Below are 21,155 nucleotides of genomic sequence, written 5' to 3'. Positions count from 1 at the left end.
CGTCCCTGCCGCCCTCCGGTTGCCCCCGCAGCCCTCGTGATCTTGCTCTGGTTCCTCCCTTCCGCCCCTCATATGTGCCTGGGTGATCTCAGTGCGAGCGGCGGGTGACGAACTCTGCCAGGGCCAGCAGATCGCCCGCCGCCGACAGGTCCGGGACCGCCCGGGACAGGTGGTGCACCGCGCGCGCCATCCGGTCCCCGGCGCAGCCCTGCGCCCAGTCACGGCCACCGGCTCTGTCGACGGCTTCCGAGGCCCGGCTCACCTCGGCGCGCGTGTTCATCGCGCCCCGGTAGAGGGCGGCGAGCTCCGCAGCGGCTGGGCCGCCCGCGGTGAGCGCCGCCACCACGGGCAGCGACTTCTTGTGGGCGCTGAGATCCGCCCCGACCGGCTTGCCGGTCTGCGCCGGGTCCCCCCAGATGCCGATCAGATCGTCGATCAGCTGGAAGGCGAGTCCGGCCTCCCGGCCGAAGCCGTCCATGGCCCCGACGGCCCGTTCGTCGGCACCCGCGTAGAGCGCCCCCAGCGCACAGGCGCAGCCGAGCAGCGCGCCCGTCTTCGCCGTGGCCATGGTGAGGCACTCGTCCAGCGACACCTGGTCCGGATCGCGCTCCTCGAAGGCGCAGTCGGCCTGCTGGCCCGCGCACAGCTCGATGACACACGTCGAGAGTCTGGCCGAGGCGTCGGCCGAGACCGCTCTGTCGTCCTCGGCCAGCAGCCGCTGGGCGAGAGCCAGCATCGCGTCGCCGGCGATGACGGCGTCGGCGACCCCGAACACCGTCCAGGCGGTGGGCCGGTGGCGGCGGGTGTGGTCCTCGTCGATGACGTCGTCGTGCAGCAGGGTGAAGTTGTGGACCAGCTCCACGGCGACGGCCGCCCGGACCGCCTGTTCGGGATCACCGCCCAGCGCGCGGGCGGCCGCCAGGACGAGCGCCGGTCTGATCGCCTTGCCCGCGCCACCCGCGGCCGGGGTGCCGTCGGCGTGCTCCCAGCCGAAGTGGTACATCGCGACCCGCCGGAGCGATCCGGGCAGGGAGGCGACCGCGGCCCGCAGAGGGGGGTCGACGAGGGTGCGGGTGTACTCCAGCAGCGCCGCGGCCTCGTTGCCCTCGGTCGCGGCGTCGGTTCGGGTCATGGTCAATCGGTCACCCCTGTCGTTGCCGTCCCGCCTCGGCCGCTGTCGCGCCGGGGGCCGGGGACGTGGGTGGTTGCTGTGGTCGCACGCTGCGGGCCGGGGCCCGGACCCCGCGGGGTCCGGGCCCCCTGGCTCACCGCCAGCGGCTGACCTCGACGTTCTCCAGGACACCGAGGGCGTCCGGGACGAGGATCGCCGCGGAGTAGTAGGCGGTCACGAGGTAGGAGATGATCGCCTGCTCGTCGATGCCCATGAAGCGGACCGAGAGGCTGGGCTCGATCTCGTCCGGGATGCCCGTCTGCTGGAGGCCGATGACGCCCTGCTCGGCCTCACCGGTCCTCATGCAGATGATCGAGGTGGTGCGGGCGTCGCTGACCGGGATCTTGTTGGACGGGAAGATCGGCACCCCGCGCCAGGCCGGCACATGGTGTCCGCCGATGTCGACGCTCTCCGGCACCAGTCCGCGCTTGTTGCACTCGCGGCCGAAGGCGGCGATGGCGCGCGGGTGGGCGAGGAAGAGCTTGGAGCCGCGGCGGCGCGAGAGCAGTTCGTCCATGTCGTCGGGGCTGGGCACCCCGTCGTGCGGCTGGAGCCGCTGGCCGTAGTCGCAGTTGTTGAGCAGGCCGAACTCGCGGTTGTTGATCAGCTCGTGCTCCTGGCGCTCGCGCAGCGCCTCGACCGTGAGCCGCAACTGCTGCTCGGTCTGGTTCATCGGCTGGTTGTAGAGGTCCGCGACGCGGCTGTGGACCTTCAGGACGGTCTGGGCGACGCTCAGTTCGTACTCGCGGGGCGCGGCGTCGTAGTCCACGTACGTGTGCGGGACGACGGCCTCACCGACGTGGCCCGCGGAGAGGTCGATCTCCGCCTCGCCGTATTTGTTGGTGCGCTGGTGCGGGACGGCCAGCAGCCGGGCGAGGTGGTCGCGCAGCGGCTCGGCCCGCTCGGCGAGGTTGAGCACATCGGCGCGCGAGAGCGTCAGCACCGTGCACGCGGTGACGGCGCGGGCCGTGTACTCCCAGACGGCGTCGCCCTCGATGAGGGAGTGGTCCCCGAAGTAGGCCCCGTCCGCGTGGACGCCGAGCACCGTCTCGTCCCCGTAGGGGCCGGTGCCGATCTTCTCGACCTTGCCGTGCGCCAGCAGGTAGACCCGGTCCGCCGTCTCGCCCTCCGTCGCCAGGAGCTGCCCGGCGGGGATGTCGCGCTGCTCACACCTCCTGGCCAGTTCGGCGAGGACCGCCTCGTCCCCGAAGTCCCTCAGGGCAGGGAGCTCGCCGAGCTCGGCCGGGATGACCGCCACCTGGTCCCCGGTCTGTACGAACGTCACACGGCCGTCCCCGACCGAGTAGCTCAGCCGGCGGTTCACCCGGTACGTGCCACCCTGCACCTGGACCCACGGAAGCATCTTCAGCAGCCACCGCGAGGTGATCTCCTGCATCTGCGGAGCGGACTTGGTGGTCGTCGCGAGGTTCCGCGCGGCCGCCGTGCCGAGACTCTGCTGCGGCGGCACCTGCACGTTCTGAACCTCTTCACCAACGGACATCTGTCGTCCTCTCGATTTGTCGGCTGACCTGCGAGAAGAAGACTTCCAGCACGATGAGGCCCCGCGCCATTACACAAAAGAGTGTGACTAATCGGCCTTTGGGCTGGGCACAACGCTGCGCGATACCCCGACCGCCCTCTAATTTGTATCTCGAATGCCAATTAACCTACTCTCGCCGCCATGCGGCTGACGAGATTCACGGACGTGGCACTGCGCGTACTGATGCGCCTGGCCGTCGTGAAGCACGAGGACCCGACCACCCGCGAGGTGGCGGCCACGATGCAGGTGCCGTACTCGCACGCCGCCAAGGTGGTGGCCCGCCTCCAGCACCTCGGCCTGGTCGAGGCGCGGCGCGGGCGCGGCGGCGGCCTCGCCCTCACCGAGGCCGGCCGGTCGGCGTCGGTGGGCGGCCTCGTGCGCGAGCTGGAGGGGCCCGGCGACGTCGTCGACTGCGAGGGGGGCACCCCGTGCCCGCTGCGGTCGGCCTGCCGGCTGCGCAGCGCCCTGCGCCTGGCGGAGGAGGCCTTCTACACCTCCCTCGACCCGCTCACCGTCGCCGATCTGGTCACCGGCCCGACCGGCCCGCTCCTGATCGGCATCAGCAGCGGCCCCCCACCCGGGGACTGAGCCGCAAGCCCCCTGAACCCACCCCGCCGCACCGGGTCCCGAACCCGGTTTCTACACTGAGCTTAAATGCGCATCTCAGATGCCAATTCAACATCCGAGGAGTCACCCATGCTCTCCGAGCCGTCCACCGCCACCGTCCGTGCCACCCTTCCCGCCGTCGGCGCGGCCATCGGAGACATCGCCGATCTCTTCTACCGGAAGCTGTTCGACGCCCACCCGGAGCTGCTGCGCGACCTGTTCAACCGCGGCAACCAGGCCTCCGGCGCCCAGCGCCAGGCGCTCGCCGGCTCCATCGCCGCCTTCGCGACCCAGCTGGTCGAGCACCCCGACACGCGACCGGACGTGATGCTCAGCCGCATCGCCCACAAGCACGCCTCACTGGGCATCACCCCCGCCCAGTACGACGTCGTCCACACCCATCTCTTCGCCGCCATAGCCGAGGTCCTGGGCGACGCGGTCACCCCCGAGGTCGCCGCCGCCTGGGACGAGGTCTACTGGCTGATGGCCAACGCCCTGATCGCCATCGAGGAACGGCTGTACGCGCAGCAGGGCGTCGTCGCCGGTGACGTCTGGCGCGACTGGGAGGTCGTCTCGCGCACCGAGGAGACCGAGGACGTCGCCACCTTCCGCCTCCGCCCGGCCGACGGCTCGCCGGCCCCCGCCTTCCGACCCGGCCAGTACGTCTCCGTACAGGTCGAGCTTCCCGACGGCGCCCACCAGATACGTCAGTACAGCCTCTCCCGCGCCCCCGGCTCGGCGGTCCGCTCGATCACGGTCAAGCGGGTGCGCGGCGGCGGCGCCCCGGACGGCGAGGTCTCGCGGCAGCTGCACGAGCAGGTCCGTGCGGGTGACAGGCTCCGGGTCTCGGCCCCGTACGGCGACCTCGTCCTGAAGTCCGCCGAGGCGCCCCTCCTGCTGGCCTCCGCGGGCATCGGCTGCACGCCGATCCTCTCGATGCTGGAGCACCTCGCCGAGTCCGGGCACGGCACCCCGGTCACCGTCGTGCACGGCGACCGCTCCCCCGCCGACCACGCGATGCGCACCGACCACGCCGCCCTCGCCGGCAAGCTCCCCGACTCGGCGGCCCACTTCTGGTACGAGGACCCGACGGACGGCCACCCCGCCGACCGGACCGGTCTGGTCGACCTGAGCGGCCTGGCGATCGCCTCCGGCACGCACGCCTACCTCTGCGGTCCGCTGCCCTTCATGCGCTCGGTGCGCACCCAGCTGCTCGCCAAGGGCGTCGCCGCGTCCGACATCCACTACGAGGTGTTCGGCCCCGACCTGTGGCTCGCCTCCTGAGCACCCCACGACCCGCGCCGAATTGACCGAATCGGCTCGCACAGCATCCGAACAGGGCCCCGCGGTCGCGCCGTGACCGGTCCGGGGCCCTGTCCGGCGGGTACAAGCGCGGTACGGACGCACTCCCCCACGCACCAAAGGAGTCGGTCATGTCCACACCCATGTCCGCGAGCGCTTTCCTCGCCGCCCTGAAGAACGAAGGGCTCACCGTCGTCCAGGTCGGCGACTGGCGCAGCCACAACCGCAACCACAAGGGCGCCTGGGGCCCGGTCAACGGCGTGATGATCCATCACTCCGTCACCAGGGGAACGGACGCCACCGTACGGATGTGCCGCGACGGCCACCCCGACCTGCCGGGGCCGCTGTGCCACGGCGTCATCGCCAAGGACGGCCGGGTCCACCTGGTCGGGTACGGCCGGACCAACCACGCGGGCCTGGGCGACGACGACGTCCTGCGCGCCGTCATCGCCGAGAAGAAGAAGCTCCCCGGCGTCAACGAGAGCAACACCGACGGGAACCGGCACTTCTACGGCTTCGAGTGCGAGAACCTCGGCGACGGCAAGGACCCCTGGCCCGACGCCCAGCTCGAAGCCATCGAGAAGGCCGCGGCCGCCCTCTGCCGGCACCATGGCTGGAACTCCCGCTCGGTCATCGGGCACCTGGAGTGGCAGCCCGGCAAGGTGGACCCGCGCGGCTTCACGATGGCGGACATGCGGGACCGCGTCCACGACCGCCTCAAGTAGCCGCCCGGGGGCCGTCCGGCGGGGGCGTACGCCCACAATGGGGGCATGCCCGACGCGTCCGCCCCGCCCCCCGGCCTGCCCGGCCTCTCCCGGCTGCGGCCGGTGCTCCCGTCGCCCGTGCGGCAGGTCGAGGACGAGCGCTTCGCCCGGCACGGCGTGACGCTGCTGCTCAAACGCGACGATCTGATCCACCCGGACCTGCCGGGCAACAAATGGCGCAAACTCGCTCCCAACCTGCTCGCCGCCACCGGGCGCCCCGTGCTGACCTTCGGCGGCGCCTACTCCAACCACCTGCGGGCCACGGCCGCCGCGGGCCGGCTGCTGGGCTTCCGCACGATCGGCGTCGTCCGGGGCGACGAGCTGGCGCACCGGCCCCTGAACCCCTCGCTCGCACGGTGCGCGGCGGACGGCATGCGGCTGCACTTCGTGGACCGGCGCACGTACCGCGCCAAGACCGATCCGGCGGTCCTCGCCGGGCTGCTGGACGTCCACGGGGAGTGCGAGATCATCCCGGAGGGCGGCAGCAACGCCCTCGCGGCCCGGGGCTGCGCCGCGCTCGGGCGCGAGCTGCGGGGCGTGGCCGACGTGGCGGCGGTGGCCTGCGGCACCGGCGGCACCCTCGCCGGGCTGGCCGCCGGGCTCGGGCCGGGGCAGCGCGCCCTCGGCGTCCCGGTCCTGCGCGGGAGCTTCCTCGGCGACGCGGTGCGGGAGCTGCAACGGGAGGCGTTCGGCGGGCCGGCCGGCGAGTGGTGGCTGGACGAACGCTTCCACTTCGGCGGCTACGCCCGTACGACACCCGCCCTGCATGCCTTCGCACAGGATTTCGAGGACCGCCACGGGCTGCCGGTCGAGCGACTGTATGTGGCCAAAATGCTGTACGCGCTCACCGTGCTGGCCGACGAGGGCGTGTTCCCCGCCGGGAGCACCGTCGCGGCCGTGGTCACCGGCCGTCCCGACACCGCCGCCGACGGTCAGTCCGCGTCCTCCCGGTAGGCCGCCGCCTCCTCCAGGTCCAGGCGGCGCAGCAGGGTCCGCATCATCTCGTCGTCGATCCTGCGCTCGTCCCGCAGCCGTACGAAGACCTCGCGCTCGGCCTCGATCATCTCGCCGGCCAGCCGCCGGTAGGTGTCGTCCGCCGATTCGCCGGTCACCGGGTCGGCCGCGCCCAGCCGCTCCCACACGGCGTTGCGGCGGCGTTCCAGGACGGTGCGAAGCCGGTCGGTGAGCGGCTGGGGCAGTCGGTTGTGCTCCTCGGTGAGCAGCTCCTCCAGGCGGGACTCGGCGGCGGTGGACGCCTCGCTCTGGGCCTGCGCCTCGGCGAGCGTCTCGGCCTGCCGGTCGCGGCCCGGGAGCTTCAGCACGCGCACCAGGAGGGGCAGCGTGAGCCCCTGGATGACGAGCGTGCCGATGACGGTGGTGAACGTCAGGAACAGGACGAGGTTGCGGGCCGGGAAGGCCGCGCCGTCGGACGTGACCGGCGGGATGGAGAAGGCGACGGCCAGCGAGACGACCCCGCGCATCCCGGCCCAGCCCACGATCAGCGGGGAGGTCCAGTCCGTATTGGACTCCCGTTCCCTGATCCGCCACGACAGCCACCGGGGCAGGTAGGTCGCCGGGTAGACCCAGACGAAGCGGACCAGGACGACGACGAGGAAGACCACCACCGCGTACCCGAAGGCCTCCGCCACGGCGTACGTGCCGAGCCCCTTCAGGACGAACGGCAGCTGGAGGCCGATCAGGGCGAAGACGACGGACTCCAGGACGAAGGCGACCATCTTCCAGACGGCGGCCTCCTGGAGCCGGGTGGCGAAGTCGACCTGCCAGGAGCGGTGGCCCAGATACAGCGCGACGACGACCACGGCGAGCACCCCGGAGGCGTGCACGCGTTCGGCCGCCGCGTACGCCACGAACGGGATCAGGAGCGAGAGCGTGTTCTGGAGCAGCGGCTCCCTGAGGTGGGTGCGCAGCCAGTGCAGCGGCACCATGAGCAGGAGGCCGACCCCGACGCCGCCGACAGAGGCGAGGAGGAATTCGGTCGCTCCGGCGCCCCAGCTCATGCCCTCGCCCACGGCGGCGGCGAGCGCCACCTTGAAGGCGGTGATGGCCGTGGCGTCGTTCACGAGCGACTCGCCCTGAAGGATCGTCGTGACACGCGCGGGCAGCCCGACCCGGCGGGCGATGGCCGCGGCCGTGACGGCGTCCGGCGGGGCGATCACGGCGCCGAGCACCAGGGCGGCGGTGAGCGGCAGGTCGGGCACCAGCCGGTGGACCAGATAGCCCACCGCGACGGTCGCGAACAGCACGTAGCCGACCGAGAGCAGGGCGACGGGCCGCAGATTGGCCCGCAGGTCGAGGTAGGAGCTGTCCACGGCGGCGGTGTAGAGCAGGGGCGGCAGCAGCAGCGGGAGCACGACGTGCGCGTCCAGGGTGTACGTCGGCACCCCCGGCACGTACGAGCCGATCAGCCCCACGGCCACCAGAAGAAGAGGGGGCGGCACCGGCGTGCGACGGGCCAGGCCCGCCGTCGCCGCGCTGGCCGCGACCAGTGCCACCAGGGGCAATGCGTCCATCTCACGGTCCTCGCATCCGTCGTAACCTGGCCATCATGAGTGTGTGCCCGCATGTACCGGACCTGCCGCGCCCCGAGCCCGCGCCCCTGAGTGAGACGTGTCTCGAATGCCGGGCCGCCGGCACCCACCCCGTGCAGCTGCGACTCTGTCTGAGCTGCGGCCATGTCGGCTGCTGCGATTCGTCGCCCGGACGGCACGCCACGGGGCACTACCAGGAGACCGGTCACCCGGTGATGCGGAGCTTCGAGGCCGGCGAGAACTGGCGTTGGTGCTTCGCGGACGGTTCGATCGTCTGACGTCTGGGTACGTCAAACCGGCGCCCGTCGTTCGCAATTGACCGGCGCAGCCCCCTAGCCACTGTGCGTACCCATGGGCCTACCATGAGTGACAGCCGCAGGGGGAGGTTCCGGCGACACGGCATCATGGATGCCGATAGCGTCGCCGGGACTGGAACCGAAGACGTACCGCATGGCTCCGGGCGCTCTTCCCGGAACCTCGAATGAGTTTGTGCCACCTTGGAGGTGAGGGTGTCCCAGATCGCAGGCGAGCCCGGGAATCAGGACTTCGTAGAGGTCCGGCTGCCCGCTGCGGGTGCCTACCTGTCGGTGCTGCGCACGGCCACGGCCGGTCTCGCAGCACGCTTGGACTTCACGCTCGACGAGATCGAGGACCTTCGCATCGCGGTCGACGAGGCCTGCGCGATCCTGCTCCAGCAGGCCGTGCCCGGCTCCGTCCTCAGCTGCGTGTTCCGGCTCATCGACGATTCACTTGAGGTGACGGTCGCGGCCCCGACCACCGACGGCCGCGCCCCGGAGCGCGACACCTTCGCCTGGACGGTGCTCTCCGCCCTGGCCGGAAAGGTCGACTCCTCGGTCGCCGACGACCGTACGGTCAGCATCAGCCTGTACAAACAGCGCGGCGCGGGACCCGGGCCGGCGTGAGCAACGGGAACGGGGACGGTCCTGTGCGGGACGAGACGATCCGACCAGGGGTGGTGCGTGCGGCAGGCATCCCGGACCAGCAGGCCCTGCCTCATCCGGTGGACGGGGCGGACCTGCCCCGTGCGGTGGACGGGGCGGACGGGCCCGCCGGCATTACGGTCGCGGTGGAGCAGGCGCAGGCGGAGCAGGCGGGCCAGATGAGCGAGCACGGGCACCACGATCCAAACGACCGCAGCGGGGCGCGGGCCTTGTTCATCGAGCTGGGCAAGCTCCCCGACGGTTCGCCGGAGAAGGCGGAGCTGCGCAACCGGCTGGTGCGGATGCATCTGCCGCTGGTGGAGCACCTGGCCCGGCGCTTCCGCAATCGTGGGGAGCCGCTGGACGACCTGACCCAGGTCGCCACGATCGGGCTGATCAAGTCCGTCGACCGGTTCGACCCGGAGCGGGGCGTCGAGTTCTCCACGTATGCGACGCCGACGGTCGTCGGGGAGATCAAGCGCCACTTCCGTGACAAGGGCTGGGCGGTGCGGGTGCCGCGCCGCCTCCAGGAGCTGCGGCTGTCGCTGACCACGGCCACCGCCGAGCTCTCCCAGCAGCACGGCCGCTCGCCCACGGTGCACGAGCTGGCGGAGCGGCTCGGGATCTCCGAGGAGGAGGTCCTGGAGGGGCTGGAATCGGCCAACGCCTACAGCACGCTCTCGCTGGACGTGCCGGACACGGACGACGAGTCGCCCGCCGTAGCGGACACGCTCGGCTCCGAGGACGAGGCGCTGGAGGGCGTCGAGTACCGGGAGTCGCTGAAGCCGCTGCTGGAGGACCTGCCACCACGAGAAAAACGGATTCTGCTGCTTCGGTTCTTCGGCAACATGACCCAGTCGCAGATCGCGCAGGAGGTCGGCATCTCGCAGATGCACGTCTCGCGGCTGCTCGCCCGCACGCTGGCGCAGCTGCGCGAGCGGCTGCTCGTCGAGGAGTAGGCGGCCGGGTGCACCGGAGGCCGCCGGGGCGTCCCCGGCGGCCTCGGGCACTCAGTGGATGTCAGGCGTCGGTGGTGTCCGCGTCGGGCGCCGTGCCCGGCCTGCGGATGCCGAGTGCCTCGATGGTGGCGGGCCTGACCAGCTGGTAGAGCGCGGTCAGCGCCACCGCCGCGAGCACGATCCCGGCCGGGATCAGGACACCGTGGGACCGCAGCAGCGTCCAGGCGACCGGCAGCGCGATGATCTGCGTGATGAGCGCGGGCCCCCGGCTCCAGCTGCGCCGCAGCAGCAGTCCGCGGGCGGCGAAGAGCGGGATCAGCCCCAGCGCGATCACGGTGAGCCCGCCCATCACGGCCTGCTCCGGGCTGTCGGGGCGGCCGAGCAGCCCCATCACCAGCATGTAGATCCCGCCGATGACGAGGGCGGCGCCTTCGAGGGCGTTGAGTCCGGCCACCAGCGTGATCCTGGCCGGCCTCACCGGCTCGGCCGAGGGGGTCGGCGAGGGCGCGTTCTGCTGAGTACTCACCCTTGCAGGTTGGCATCCCCGCCCGGGGAAAGGAAAGCCGGGGGTGGCCGTGCCACCCGCACGGGAGAGGCGCGCCGCCGCCCCGTTCCCGTACCGTCACCGAGCGTGAGGGTCACCGGGCAGGACTTCAGGGCGATACCCCGCGGTAGGTAGGCTGGCAGTCATGCGCGCACTTCTTGTGGTCAATCCAGCTGCCACCACCACCAGTGCGCGGACCCGTGACGTGCTGATCCACGCGCTGGCCAGCGAGATGAAGCTGGAGGCCGTCACCACGGAGTACCGCGGGCACGCCCGCGACCTGGGGCGGCGGGCCGCCGACAGCGACGACATCGATCTCGTGGTGGCGCTCGGCGGCGACGGCACGGTCAACGAGGTCGTGAACGGCCTGCTGCACCGGGGCCCGGACCTCGACAGCCTGCCGAAGCTGGCCGTGGTGCCCGGCGGCTCGACCAATGTCTTCGCGCGCGCCCTCGGACTGCCCAACGACGCGGTGGAGGCGACCGGCGCCATTCTGGACGCGCTGGCGAACCGGACGGAGCGCACGGTCGGCCTCGGCCTCGCGGCGGGCACACCGGGCACGGACGACGAATCGGTACCGGAACGCTGGTTCACCTTCTGCGCCGGCCTCGGATTCGACGCCGGGGTGATCGGCCGGGTCGAGCAGCACCGCGAGCGCGGCAAGCGTTCGACCCATGCGCTGTACGTGCGCCAGGTGGTCCGGCAATTCCTCGACGAGCCGCACCGGCGGCAGGGCGTGATAACGCTCGATGTGCCCGGCCAGGACCCGGTCACCGATCTCGCGCTTTCCATAATCTGCAACACGGCGCCCTGGACGTACCTGGGGAACCGGCCGATCTACGCGGCCCCGAAGGCCACCTTCGACACCGCGCTGGACGTGCTTGGCCTGCGGAAACTGTCCACGGCCGCGGTCAGCCGCTACGCCACCCAGCTGCTCACGTCGAGCCCGGAGAAGGGCCCTCGCGGCAAGCACGCGGTTTCACGGCACGACCTCACGGACTTCACCTTGCATTCAAAGGTTCCACTGCCCTTCCAGATGGATGGTGACCACCTCGGAGTGCGTACAAGTGTGACGTTCACAGGCGTACGCCGTGCACTGCGTGTGATTGTGTGAGTGGAAGGGACCAAAGTCCTTTAACTCGAACGTTTGGACTGGCTTCCACCCTCTAGAAGTACGGCTGTGACCTAGTCGACACCGAGGAATCAAAAAAAACTTTCCTGAAGGGGTTGTATCCGCAGCCGAGGTTTGCGAATCTCTACATGGCGATCGGGACGGCCCGCAACAACGGCCTCCACTGAGAGCCAGAACCCCTCCTCACTTCACAGGACCGCAACCAGTTCATCTGGGCGTCGGCCCCACACCTGCGGGGGGATTCGTGAAAGCGTTCACATTCACAAGCCACAGTACGTAATACCAAGGAGAGGTAGCAGCCATGGACTGGCGTCACAACGCCGTTTGTCGTGAGGAAGACCCGGAGCTGTTCTTCCCCATCGGCAACACCGGTCCTGCGCTGCTGCAGATCGAGGAAGCCAAGGCCGTCTGCCGTCGCTGCCCCGTCATGGAGCAGTGCCTGCAGTGGGCGCTCGAGTCCGGCCAGGACTCGGGCGTCTGGGGTGGCCTCAGCGAGGACGAGCGCCGCGCAATGAAGCGCCGCGCCGCTCGCAACCGGGCGCGCAACGCCAGCGCCTGACCGACGCCACCGCTACGAACCTCAGCCAGGCGGCGCGTACAGCGCGTACGCACCACCCCGCCCCCCGAGTCGCAGCGCGCAGTACCCCCGAAGCGCATGCTTGACCAGAGAGCCCGGACCGTTCATCGACGGTCCGGGCTCTCTGTTGTGCGCGGGCGGGGCTACTTGTCGGCGCGGACCGGGATGTCGAGGACGACCTGTGTGCCGCGCTCCGGCGCCGGGACCATGCCGAACGATCCGCTCAGCTCTCCCTCGACCAGCGTCCGCACGATCTGGAGGCCCAGATTGCCGGCCCGCTTCGGATCGAAACCCTCCGGCAGACCGCAGCCGTCGTCCTGGACGGTGATGAGCAGCCGCCCCTCGGTGGGCGAGCCGCCCCGGACGGCGGAGACCTCGACCGTGCCGGACTCGGCCACGCCGAACGCGTGCTCCAGGGCGTTCTGCAGGACTTCGGTGAGGACCATCGCCAGCGGGGTGGCCACCTCGGCGTCGAGCACGCCGAAGCGTCCGGTACGGCGGCAGGTGACCTTGCCCGGCGAGATCTCGGCGACCATGGCGATCACCCGGTCCGCGATGTCGTCGAACTCCACCCGCTCGTCCAGATTCTGGGACAGCGTCTCATGCACGATGGCGATCGAACCGACGCGCCGCACCGCCTCGTTGAGCGCCTCGCGGCCCTGCGGGGAGTCCATCCGGCGGGCCTGGAGCCGCAACAGGGCGGCAACCGTCTGGAGGTTGTTCTTCACCCGGTGGTGGATCTCCCGGATGGTGGCGTCCTTGGTGATCAACTCACGCTCTCGGCGGCGCAGTTCGGTCACGTCTCGCAGGAGGACCAGGGAGCCGATGCGGACCCCCTTGGGCTTGAGCGGGATCGCGCGGAGCTGGATCACCCCTCCGGCGCACTCCACCTCGAACTCACGGGGCGCGTAACCGCTGGCGAGTTTGACCAGGGCCTCGTCCACCGGGCCCCGGGAGGGAGCGAGTTCGGCCGTGATCTGGCCGAGGTGATGGCCCACCAGGTCGGAGGCGAGGCCGAGCCGGTGGTAGGCGGAGAGGCCGTTGGGGCTGGCGTACTGGACGACCCCGTCGGCGTCGAGCCGGACGAGGCCGTCGCCGACGCGGGGGGACGCGTCCATGTCGACCTGCTGGCCGGGGAAGGGGAAGGACCCGGCGGCGATCATCTGGGCCAGGTCGGAGGCGGACTGGAGGTAGGTGAGCTCCAGCCGGGACGGGGTGCGCACGGTCAGGAGGTTGGTGTTGCGGGCGATGACGCCGAGGACCCGGCCCTCCCGGCGTACGGGGATCGACTCCACCCGTACCGGGACCTCCTCGCGCCACTCCGGGTCGCCCTCGCGCACGATCCGGCCCTCGTCCAGGGCCGCGTCCAGCAGCGGGCGGCGGCCGCGCGGCACCAGGTGGCCGACCATGTCGTCCTGGTAGGAGGTGGGCCCGGTGTTGGGCCGCATCTGGGCGACGGACACATAGCGGGTGCCGTCGCGGGTGGGGACCCACAGGACGAGGTCGGCGAAGGAGAGGTCGGAGAGCAGCTGCCACTCCGAGACCAGCAGGTGGAGCCACTCGAGGTCGGTGTCACTGAGGGCGGTGTGCTGGCGTACGAGGTCGTTCATGGAGGGCACGTGTGGAGCGTACCTGTGGATGCGCGCCGGGTCCGAACCGGAAGCCGCGCCCGTACGTGCAGGACGGTGGGCGCCGACATCGGCGGCGCCCATGGATGGACAGGGACTAATGGTCTAGTCCACAATGCTTGATGTAAGAGCCTCCGCTCTCCCCGCACAGGAGGGCGGATCGAGGTACCGCGCTCTCTGCCCTGACTGCGCCGGTGCCTCTCCCCGGCCGGGGCACCGCACACCGCCGGCCGAGCCGCCGCCCGCGAGGGCGGCTCTACTCCGGGCTGCGGTGCTGGTCGGGCTGAGGGTCCCGGCCCGGCGCCGCGGCCCGCGGGTGTTTCCGGGGTCTCTTCGCGCCGGCGGACTCAGCGGGTCTCGGTGACCTTCGCGAGCGCGCGCGGCGCGTCCGGGTCCTGGCCCCGGGCGATCGTCACCTCGTAGGCCAGCAGCTGGAGCGGCAGGATCTCCAGGACCGGCTGCACCTCCTCCGCCACCCCGGCCGTCGGCAGCACGAAGCCCGCGGACGCCGCCGCCACCGGGGCCGCGGGACCGACGACGAAGAGGTCGGCGCCCCGGCCGCGCAGCCGGTCCAGGACGGGCTGGAGGGCCTCGCCGCCCCGGCCGTCGGTCACCACGGCGATCACCGGCGAGATGTTGTCGACCATGGCGAGCGGGCCGTGCAGCAGATCGGCGCCGGAGTAGGACAGGGCGGGGATGTAGCTCGTCTCCATGAGCTTGAGGGCCGCCTCCTTGGCCGTGGGATAGCCGTAGCCGCGCGAGGTGATGACCATGCGCTCGGCGAACCGGTAGCGGGAGGCCAGGGACTTCACCTCCTCCTGGCGGGCGAGCACCTCGCCGGCGAGGTCGGGCAGGACGCCGGCAGCCGCGCCGTCGCCGCCGCGCAGCCCCTCCACGAACAGGTACAGCGCGAGCAGGGACGCGGTGTACGTCTTGGTGGCCGGCAGCGCCTTCTCCGGCCCGGCCAGGATGTCGATGTGGTACTCGGACACGGCCGCGAGGGGCGAGTCGGGGTTGTTGGTCACGGCCAGCGTCACCGCGCCCGCCTCACGGGCCGCGCGGGTCGACGCCACCAGGTCGGGCGAGCCGCCGGACTGGCTGACGGTGACGACGAGGACGTCCCGCAGGTCCGGCTTCGCGCCGTAGGCCGTGGTGGTGGACATCGAGGCCAGTCCGCAGGGCAGCCCGAGCGTGATCTCCAGCAGGTACTTGGCGTAGAGCGCGGCGTTGTCGGAGCTGCCGCGCGCGGTGAGCAGGACGAAGCGCGGCTTGCGGGCCGCGATCCGCTCGGCGGTCTCCCGGACGGCGGGGGCGCCGCGCCGAAGGATGCGCCGGAGCATCGCGGGCTGTTCGGCCATCTCGCCGGACATGATGCGGCCGGGCCGTTCGCCGTCCTCGCCGGCCGGGTACGTGGCGGACATGTCTGGTGCCTCCCGGGGTGGTCACGGTGCGTCGGACAAGTCGAGCACGGTGCACCGAGGGCCCGCCAGCGGGCTGCGGCCGGTGGGGCGGCCCCGGGGGACCGGGCCGTACGTCCGAAGGGCGGTACGGGCCGTGTCCCGGTGGGCCGGGTCTGCTAGATTAGGCTGTTGATTGGTCTATACCACATATCGTCAGTCTTCAATCGGATCGGCAGGCCCCGCGTGGAAGTTGTCATCGTCCCGGACGCCAAGGCAGGCGGCGAATTGATCGCGGGGGCCATCGGCGCCCTGCTGAGCCGCAAGCCCGACGCCCTTCTCGGCGTTGCCACCGGCTCTACCCCGCTGCCCATCTACCAGGCCCTCGCGGAAAAGGTCCGCTCCGGCTCCGTGGACGCCTCGCGCGCCCGCATCTGCCAGCTGGACGAGTACGTGGGGCTGCCCGCGGGCCACCCGGAGTCGTACCGCTCCGTGGTGCTGCGCGAGGTGGTCGAGCCGCTCGGTCTCTCCGAGGCCTCGTTCATGGGCCCCGACGGCTCCGCCGAGGACGTCCAGGCGGCGTGCGAGGCGTACGACAAGGCGCTCGCCGAGGCCGGCGGGGTGGACCTCCAGCTGCTCGGCATCGGCACCGACGGGCACATCGGCTTCAACGAGCCGTGCTCCTCGCTCGCCTCCCGTACCCGGATCAAGACGCTCACCGAGCAGACCCGGGTCGACAACGCGCGCTTCTTCGACAACGCCATCGACCAGGTGCCGCACCACGTCATCACCCAGGGCATCGGCACGATCCTGGAGGCCCGCCACCCGATCCTGCTCGCGACGGGCGAGGGCAAGGCGGACGCGGTGGCCGCGACGGTCGAGGGGCCGGTCGCCTCGGTCGTGCCCGCCTCCGCGCTCCAGCTGCACCCGCACGCGACGGTGGTGGTCGACGAGGCCGCCGCGTCGAAGCTGAAGCTGGCGGACTACTTCCGTGCCACGTTCGCGGCGAAGCCGGCCTGGCAGGGGCTGTAGCTTCCCGCGGTACGCGAGAGGGCCGGGACACCTTGGTGGTGTCCCGGCCCTCTCTCCGGTTCGGCTACCGCGCGGCGATGATCTCCGCCGCCGCCTGGCCGCAGACCCTGGCGGCCCCGTGGGTGACGATGTGCAGGGCCCCCCGGGGCTCGGCCTGGGGGACGCCCATCTCGACCACGACCGTGTCCGGGCGCGCCGCGACCAGCGCGTCCAGCGCCTCGGTCATCCACGCGTGGCGGTGCGCGTCGCGGACCACCGCGACGATGCGCCGCTCCCCCGCCGCCCGCAGCGCCGCCTCGGCCGGGGCCTGGGACTCGCTGTCGTAGGTGTCGGTCCCGGTGCCCGGCACCAGCCGGGTCAGCTCGGCCGCGAGGCCCCACGGGGTCTCGTCGCCGACCGCGATGTTCGCGACCGGGGTGAAGGCGGCCACGTAGGCCGGACCGGTGAGCGGCTCGGCCGTACCGGTCACGCGCACCGCCCGGCGGGCGGCGACCAGGCCGATGTCCGATGCGACGCCCTTGCTCTGCGCGGTGCCGGGCGCGGTCCCCTCCTGCACTGCCGCGCCCGGCTCCCGGACAGCCCCCCTGGCCTCCCGCGTCCAGGACGCGAGGGCCCGTACCCGGGCAGCGGCGTCGGCGAGCCGCTCCTCGGGAAGTTCGCCGGCGCGCACCGCCGCGACCAGCGCGTCCCGCAGCCGCAGCACGGTGCTGTCGTCGTCGAGCCCGCCGCCGACGCACAGCGCGTCGGCACCGGCCGCGACGGCGAGCACCGAGCCGCGCTCGATCCCGTACGTCGAGGCGATGGCCTGCATCTCCACGGCGTCGGTGACGATGAGTCCCTCGTATCCCAGCTCCTCGCGCAGCAGACCGGTCAGGATCTGCGGGCTGAGCGTCGCCGGGCGGTGCGGGTCGAGTGCGGGCAGCAGGATGTGCGCGCTCATCACCGACTTGGAGCCGGCCGCGATGGCCGCCCGGAACGGCACCAGTTCCCTGGCGTGCAGGGTCTGAAGGTCGACGTCGATGCGCGGCAGCGCGTGGTGCGAGTCGACCGCGGTGTCGCCGTGCCCCGGGAAGTGCTTGGTGCAGGCGGCGACGCCGGCGGCCTGGAGGCCCTCGACGTACGCGGCGGTGTGCCGGGCGACGAGCTGGGGGTCGGCGCCGAAGGAGCGGACGCCGATGACCGGGTTGCCCGGGTTGGAGTTGACGTCCGCGGACGGGGCCCAGTTGAGGTTGACCCCGCACTCGGCGAGCCGGCGGCCCAGCTCGTGGGCGACGGCCCGGGTCAGCTCGGTGTCGTCCACGGCGCCGAGCGCCAGGTTGCCGGGGAAGGACGAGCCCTGCCGTACCTCCAGACGGGTGACGTCGCCGCCCTCCTCGTCGATCGCGACGAGCACGTCGTCACGCTCGGCCCTGAGCTGGGCGGTGAGCGCGGCGAGCTGCTCGGGCGTCTCGATGTTGCGGCCGAACAGGCCGACGGAGGACAGGCCTTCGCCGACCCGGCGCAGCAGCCACTCCGGCGCGGTGGTGCCGGTGAAGCCGGGCTGCAGGACGGCCAGCGCGTCGCGGGTGACGGTGTCCGTGGTGGATATGAGGGTGGTCATGGGGCGGCGTTATCCCTTCACGGCGCCGGAGGTGAGGCCCGCGGCCATCTTCTTCTGCACGAACATGAAGAAGATGACGACCGGAAGGGCGATCATGGTCGACGCCGCCATGAGGGCACCGTAGTCCGTACCGCGCTCACTGGTGAACGTCATCAGCCACACGTTGAGCGTGTACTTGGAGTTGTCGTTGATCAGGATGTAGGCGAAGAGGTACTCGTTCCACGCGTTGACCAGCGCGAAGATCGACGCGGCCGCGAGGCCCGGGGCGAGCAGCGGCAGGATCACGCGGCGGAAGGCGCCGAAGCGGGTGCAGCCGTCCACCATGGCGGACTCCTCCAGCTCCACCGGGATGTTCACCACGAAGCCGCGGATCATGATCGTCGCGAACGGCAGCGTGGAGACCAGGTAGACGACGATCAGGCTCCAGTACTCGTCGATGCCGCCCATGGCGTTGAGCTGGGCGTAGATCGGGATGAGCATCGCCGTCGGCGGGAGCATCTGGACCAGGATCATGATGAGGAGCAGGGGCTTGCGGCCGAAGAAGCGGAACCGGCCGATGGCCAGGGCCGCCAGGGTGGCGATGATCATGCCGCCGACCACGGCGGTGATGGAGACGATCAGGCTGGACTGGACGGCGGTGCCGAAGTTCGGCTGCTGCGTGGCCTTGACGAAGTTGTCGAAGGTGATCGACGAGGGCCACAGGGTCTGGTCGTACGAGCGGATCTCGCGGCTGGGCCGCAGGGCGCTGATCACCAGCCAGTAGACCGGGAAGACCATGACCAGGGCGATGCCGAGGCCGAGGATGTTCAGGCCGACCCGGGAATTCTTGCGGTCCGGGCGCAGGACCTGTGGTGTGTCGGTCGTGGTGCTCATTCGACCTCTCCCGTCTTCATGAGCTGGCGCAGGTAGTACACGGCCACGGCGGACAGCAGGATCACCGTGATCAGGGCGATGGCGGTGCCCTGGCTGAAGGAGGTGGACTCGAAGGCCTTGGAGTAGGAGTAGAGGCCGAGGGTCTCGTACTCGGGCTCGGGCTTGCTGCCGCGCAGCAGCCAGATCTGGCCGAAGACGTTGAAGTCCCAGATCACCGACAGCGTGGCGACCATGCTGAACACCGGCTTGATGACCGGCCAGGTCACGTAGCGGAAGATGCCGAAGCTGCTGGCGCCGTCGAGGGAGGCGGCCTCCTCCAGTTCCTGGGGGACCTGGGTGAGGGCGGCGTACAGGGTGACGACGACGAAGGGGATGGCGCCCCAGACCACCAGCAGGGTGATGATCGCGAAGCCCTGGATCGGGTCCAGGTACCAGTTGTGGCCGAGCCAGTCCTCGCCGACGACCTTCGCGATGAGGGTGTTGATGAGGCCGTAGTCGGAGTCGGCCATGAACCGGAAGATCGAGGCGGCGACCATCAGCGGCATCGCCCAGGCGGCGATGAGGCAGAAGGTCAGGATGAGCCGCACCCAGTTGGACAGCCGGCGCATCAGCAGGGAGATCAGCAGGCCGATGCCCATGGTGAGCGTCACGCAGACGGCCATGAAGACGACGGTGCGGAAGGTCACCCACCAGAACTCGGAGTCCCCGAGGATGTTGGTGAACTGGTCGAAACCGACCCATGGTGCGGGGTCGCCGCTCCACAGCTCGCGCCGGCCCATGTCCTGGAAGGACATGATGACGGTCTTGGCGAGCGGGTAGAGGTAGACGGCGGCGATCGCCACGATCGCCGGGAGGATCAGGAGGTAGGGGAGGAGTTCACCCTTCTTCCGCTTCCTCTTCTGCTTGAGGGGACCGTTGCCGCCCTGATCGGACACTGGGCTCCCGTCCGCCTCGGGATCACGTGGTACGGGGACCGGTGGCCCGGCGGCCTTGGTATCGGCGGCAGTCACGTGGCTGACCTTCCATCGCGGGTCCGAGGCAGCCCCCGGAAAACACGGCGTTGCTGGTAAAGGAGCGGGGGCCCGGCGCAGTGCCGGGCCCCCGCCTGGCGATCAGAAGGCTCAGGCCTTCTTGTTGATCAGTGCGTCGATCTCGCTGTCGGCCTTCTTGGCCGCGTCGGCGACGGAGGTGCCCTTGAGGATCTTCAGGAGCATGTTCTCCAGAATCTCCTCCTTCTCGATCGAGGCCCAGCCCGGCGCGATCGGCGTGAACCAGGCGTCCGGCACCGCGTTGGCGATGGCGGCCGTCTCGGGCTTGGCCTTCAGCGGCTCAAGCTGCTTCTCGTTGTTCGGGAGGATGTTCTTCGACGCGAGGACGTCCATGGACTTCGCGTTGGTGAAGAGGGAGATCCACTCCTGGCCGAGGTCCTGGACCTTCGACTTGGAGATGGTGGCGAGGTCCGAGCCGCCGATGAAGGACGGGAGCGCCTTGCCGTTCGGGCCCGGCATACCGGCCGTGGCGATCTTGCCCTCAAGCTTCGGGTTGCCGTTGTCACCGCCGGTGACGCTGCCGGCCTCCCAGGCCTGGCCGTAGATGACCGCGGCCTTCTCGTTGGCCATGACGTTGGCGTGGTCCTGCTCGTCCTTCGTCTGGTCGGCCTTGTTGTACTTCTTGACCAGGTCGACGAAGTCCTGAATGCCCTTCTGCGCCTCGGGGGTGGAGAGGGTGGCCTTCCACTCCTTCGCGCCCTCGTCGTACTTGGCGATCTGGCCGCCCTCGGCCGCGACGTAGGACATGGCGGCGTACCAGTAACGGCCCGGGTAGTACAGGGACGAGGCGCGCTTGTCCTTCTTGGCGAGCTCGGCCTGGACCTTGTCCATGGCCTTGAGGAAGGACGCCTCGTCCTGCGGGAGGGTGTCGCTGCCGGTGCCGGCCTTCAGCATGTCCTTGTTGTAGACCGCCAGACGGGCACTGGCGTAGTACGGGACACAGTAGATCTTGCCCTCGTAGGAGCAGGTGTCCTTCAGACCCTTGATCCAGGTGTCCGAGTTCTCGTACTTGGCGGTGTCGATCTCGCCGAGCGCGCCGTTGAGGATGTACTGCATGGTCTCGGTGTTGCCGAGTTCGACAACGTCCGGGAACTTGTCGCCACCGAGGGAGGTGTCGAGCTTCTTGACCTTGTCCGCCCAGCCCTGGTACTGGACCTTGACCTTGACGTTCGGGTACTTCTTCTTGAACTCGGCATTGACGTCCTTGACCAGTTCCGGCCAGGTCGACTGGGCCTCGCCCATGAGCCAGACAGTCAGGTCTTCCTTGCGGTCCTTCGGGTCCTTCGAGGACGAAGACTTGTCGTCCGAACCACACGCCGCAATGGAAACCAACATGCCCGCGACGCCGATCGCCGCGATGAGCTTGCGCTTCACGCCACCCTCCTCAGGGATGCTGCAACCCCCTCCCCCCACCGCGCGAAAACGTCGACGAGTACTGCTGGGGCTGGGACCTGGTCTTTAATGGTTTAGACCAGTACCGGGAGCTTGGCC

General features: G+C 70.6%; 20 protein-coding genes. 10 read left to right on the top strand and 10 right to left on the bottom strand.

Features of this window, described 5'->3' with window-relative positions; genetic code table 11:
• Positions 1 to 88 precede the first annotated feature (88 nt).
• Both B082_RS0100910 and B082_RS0100905 read right to left on the bottom strand, forming a co-directional pair.
• Positions 89 to 1,132, bottom strand: a complete 1,044-nt coding sequence (locus B082_RS0100910; protein ID WP_018549936.1) for a family 2 encapsulin nanocompartment cargo protein polyprenyl transferase — start codon at positions 1,130 to 1,132, stop codon at positions 89 to 91.
• Positions 1,133 to 1,265: 133 nt separating this feature from the next.
• Complete coding sequence (locus tag B082_RS0100905) at positions 1,266 to 2,672, bottom strand: family 2B encapsulin nanocompartment shell protein (protein WP_018549935.1); 1,407 nt, start codon at positions 2,670 to 2,672, stop codon at positions 1,266 to 1,268.
• A 180-nt stretch (positions 2,673 to 2,852) separates the two neighbouring features.
• Here B082_RS0100905 and B082_RS0100900 point away from each other — a divergent pair, with 180 nt between their 5' ends.
• The 4 genes from B082_RS0100900 to B082_RS0100885 all read left to right on the top strand — a co-directional run bounded on the left by B082_RS0100900 (position 2,853) and on the right by B082_RS0100885 (position 6,337).
• A complete protein-coding gene (locus tag B082_RS0100900; protein WP_018549934.1) occupies positions 2,853 to 3,299 on the top strand; it encodes an RrF2 family transcriptional regulator in 447 nt (148 codons plus the stop codon).
• Positions 3,300 to 3,407: 108 nt separating this feature from the next.
• Positions 3,408 to 4,601, top strand: a complete 1,194-nt coding sequence (locus B082_RS0100895; protein WP_018549933.1) for a globin domain-containing protein — start codon at positions 3,408 to 3,410, stop codon at positions 4,599 to 4,601.
• Between the two features lie 149 nt (positions 4,602 to 4,750).
• Positions 4,751 to 5,344 (top strand): N-acetylmuramoyl-L-alanine amidase, encoded by a 594-nt coding sequence (locus B082_RS0100890; RefSeq protein ID WP_018549932.1) that lies wholly within the window; start codon positions 4,751 to 4,753, stop codon positions 5,342 to 5,344.
• Positions 5,345 to 5,389: 45 nt separating this feature from the next.
• Entirely contained in the window at positions 5,390 to 6,337 is a 948-nt protein-coding gene (locus B082_RS0100885; RefSeq protein WP_018549931.1) for a 1-aminocyclopropane-1-carboxylate deaminase/D-cysteine desulfhydrase, read from the top strand.
• Here the strand turns inward: B082_RS0100885 and B082_RS0100880 are convergent.
• A complete protein-coding gene (locus B082_RS0100880) occupies positions 6,316 to 7,914 on the bottom strand; it encodes a Na+/H+ antiporter (RefSeq protein WP_018549930.1) in 1,599 nt (532 codons plus the stop codon). The genes B082_RS0100885 and B082_RS0100880 overlap by 22 nt on opposite strands.
• Positions 7,915 to 7,949: 35 nt before the next feature.
• Between B082_RS0100880 and B082_RS0100875 the strand changes: the two genes are divergently transcribed.
• The 3 genes from B082_RS0100875 to B082_RS0100865 all read left to right on the top strand — a co-directional run bounded on the left by B082_RS0100875 (position 7,950) and on the right by B082_RS0100865 (position 9,832).
• Positions 7,950 to 8,210, top strand: coding sequence for a UBP-type zinc finger domain-containing protein (locus B082_RS0100875; RefSeq protein ID WP_026249290.1), 261 nt, complete (start codon positions 7,950 to 7,952; stop codon positions 8,208 to 8,210).
• Positions 8,211 to 8,441: 231 nt separating this feature from the next.
• Positions 8,442 to 8,855 carry an anti-sigma regulatory factor gene (locus tag B082_RS0100870; protein ID WP_018105584.1) on the top strand — a complete coding sequence of 138 codons (414 nt, stop codon included), beginning with the start codon at positions 8,442 to 8,444 and terminating at the stop codon, positions 8,853 to 8,855.
• Positions 8,852 to 9,832: an RNA polymerase sigma factor SigF gene (locus tag B082_RS0100865; RefSeq protein WP_371933711.1), complete on the top strand. Its 981-nt coding sequence runs from the start codon at positions 8,852 to 8,854 to the stop codon at positions 9,830 to 9,832. The genes B082_RS0100870 and B082_RS0100865 overlap by 4 nt, the downstream gene beginning before the upstream one ends.
• A gap of 61 nt (positions 9,833 to 9,893) precedes the next feature.
• On the opposite strand, the gene B082_RS0100860 is transcribed toward B082_RS0100865, so the two are convergent.
• Complete coding sequence (locus B082_RS0100860) at positions 9,894 to 10,286, bottom strand: hypothetical protein (protein WP_018549928.1); 393 nt, start codon at positions 10,284 to 10,286, stop codon at positions 9,894 to 9,896.
• A 235-nt stretch (positions 10,287 to 10,521) separates the two neighbouring features.
• Here B082_RS0100860 and B082_RS0100855 point away from each other — a divergent pair, with 235 nt between their 5' ends.
• Together B082_RS0100855 and B082_RS0100850 are read left to right on the top strand one after the other, a co-directional pair.
• Positions 10,522 to 11,490, top strand: a complete 969-nt coding sequence (locus B082_RS0100855; protein ID WP_026249288.1) for a diacylglycerol/lipid kinase family protein — start codon at positions 10,522 to 10,524, stop codon at positions 11,488 to 11,490.
• 319 nt (positions 11,491 to 11,809) lie between these two features.
• Positions 11,810 to 12,067: a WhiB family transcriptional regulator gene (locus tag B082_RS0100850; protein ID WP_003953983.1), complete on the top strand. Its 258-nt coding sequence runs from the start codon at positions 11,810 to 11,812 to the stop codon at positions 12,065 to 12,067.
• A gap of 161 nt (positions 12,068 to 12,228) precedes the next feature.
• On the opposite strand, the gene B082_RS0100845 is transcribed toward B082_RS0100850, so the two are convergent.
• Together B082_RS0100845 and B082_RS0100840 are read right to left on the bottom strand one after the other, a co-directional pair.
• Positions 12,229 to 13,695: a sensor histidine kinase gene (locus tag B082_RS0100845; protein WP_026249287.1), complete on the bottom strand. Its 1,467-nt coding sequence runs from the start codon at positions 13,693 to 13,695 to the stop codon at positions 12,229 to 12,231.
• 365 nt (positions 13,696 to 14,060) lie between these two features.
• Positions 14,061 to 15,134, bottom strand: coding sequence for an SIS domain-containing protein (locus B082_RS0100840; RefSeq protein WP_018549925.1), 1,074 nt, complete (start codon positions 15,132 to 15,134; stop codon positions 14,061 to 14,063).
• 222 nt (positions 15,135 to 15,356) lie between these two features.
• On the opposite strand from B082_RS0100840, the gene nagB reads away from it, so the two are divergent.
• The gene (gene nagB / locus B082_RS0100835; protein ID WP_018549924.1) at positions 15,357 to 16,142 is read left to right on the top strand and encodes a glucosamine-6-phosphate deaminase; all 786 of its coding nucleotides are present in this window, start codon (positions 15,357 to 15,359) and stop codon (positions 16,140 to 16,142) included.
• Between the two features lie 64 nt (positions 16,143 to 16,206).
• Here the strand turns inward: nagB and B082_RS0100830 are convergent, their stop codons facing one another.
• The 4 genes from B082_RS0100830 to B082_RS0100815 all read right to left on the bottom strand — a co-directional run bounded on the left by B082_RS0100830 (position 16,207) and on the right by B082_RS0100815 (position 21,038).
• A complete protein-coding gene (locus B082_RS0100830) occupies positions 16,207 to 17,742 on the bottom strand; it encodes a glycoside hydrolase family 3 protein (RefSeq protein ID WP_018549923.1) in 1,536 nt (511 codons plus the stop codon).
• A gap of 9 nt (positions 17,743 to 17,751) precedes the next feature.
• Positions 17,752 to 18,615 carry a carbohydrate ABC transporter permease gene (locus B082_RS0100825; RefSeq protein ID WP_018549922.1) on the bottom strand — a complete coding sequence of 288 codons (864 nt, stop codon included), beginning with the start codon at positions 18,613 to 18,615 and terminating at the stop codon, positions 17,752 to 17,754.
• Entirely contained in the window at positions 18,612 to 19,625 is a 1,014-nt protein-coding gene (locus B082_RS0100820) for a carbohydrate ABC transporter permease (RefSeq protein WP_026249286.1), read from the bottom strand. Before B082_RS0100820 ends, B082_RS0100825 begins: the two co-directional genes overlap by 4 nt.
• Before the next feature lie 111 nt (positions 19,626 to 19,736).
• Entirely contained in the window at positions 19,737 to 21,038 is a 1,302-nt protein-coding gene (locus B082_RS0100815; RefSeq protein WP_018549920.1) for a sugar ABC transporter substrate-binding protein, read from the bottom strand.
• Positions 21,039 to 21,155 lie beyond the last annotated feature (117 nt).

Source organism: Streptomyces sp. ATexAB-D23, assembly GCF_000373645.1.
GTDB lineage: Bacteria > Actinomycetota > Actinomycetes > Streptomycetales > Streptomycetaceae > Streptomyces > Streptomyces castrisilvae.
Note: the sequence above shows the minus strand (reverse complement) of the source record. Positions and strands in the feature narration are given on the sequence as shown.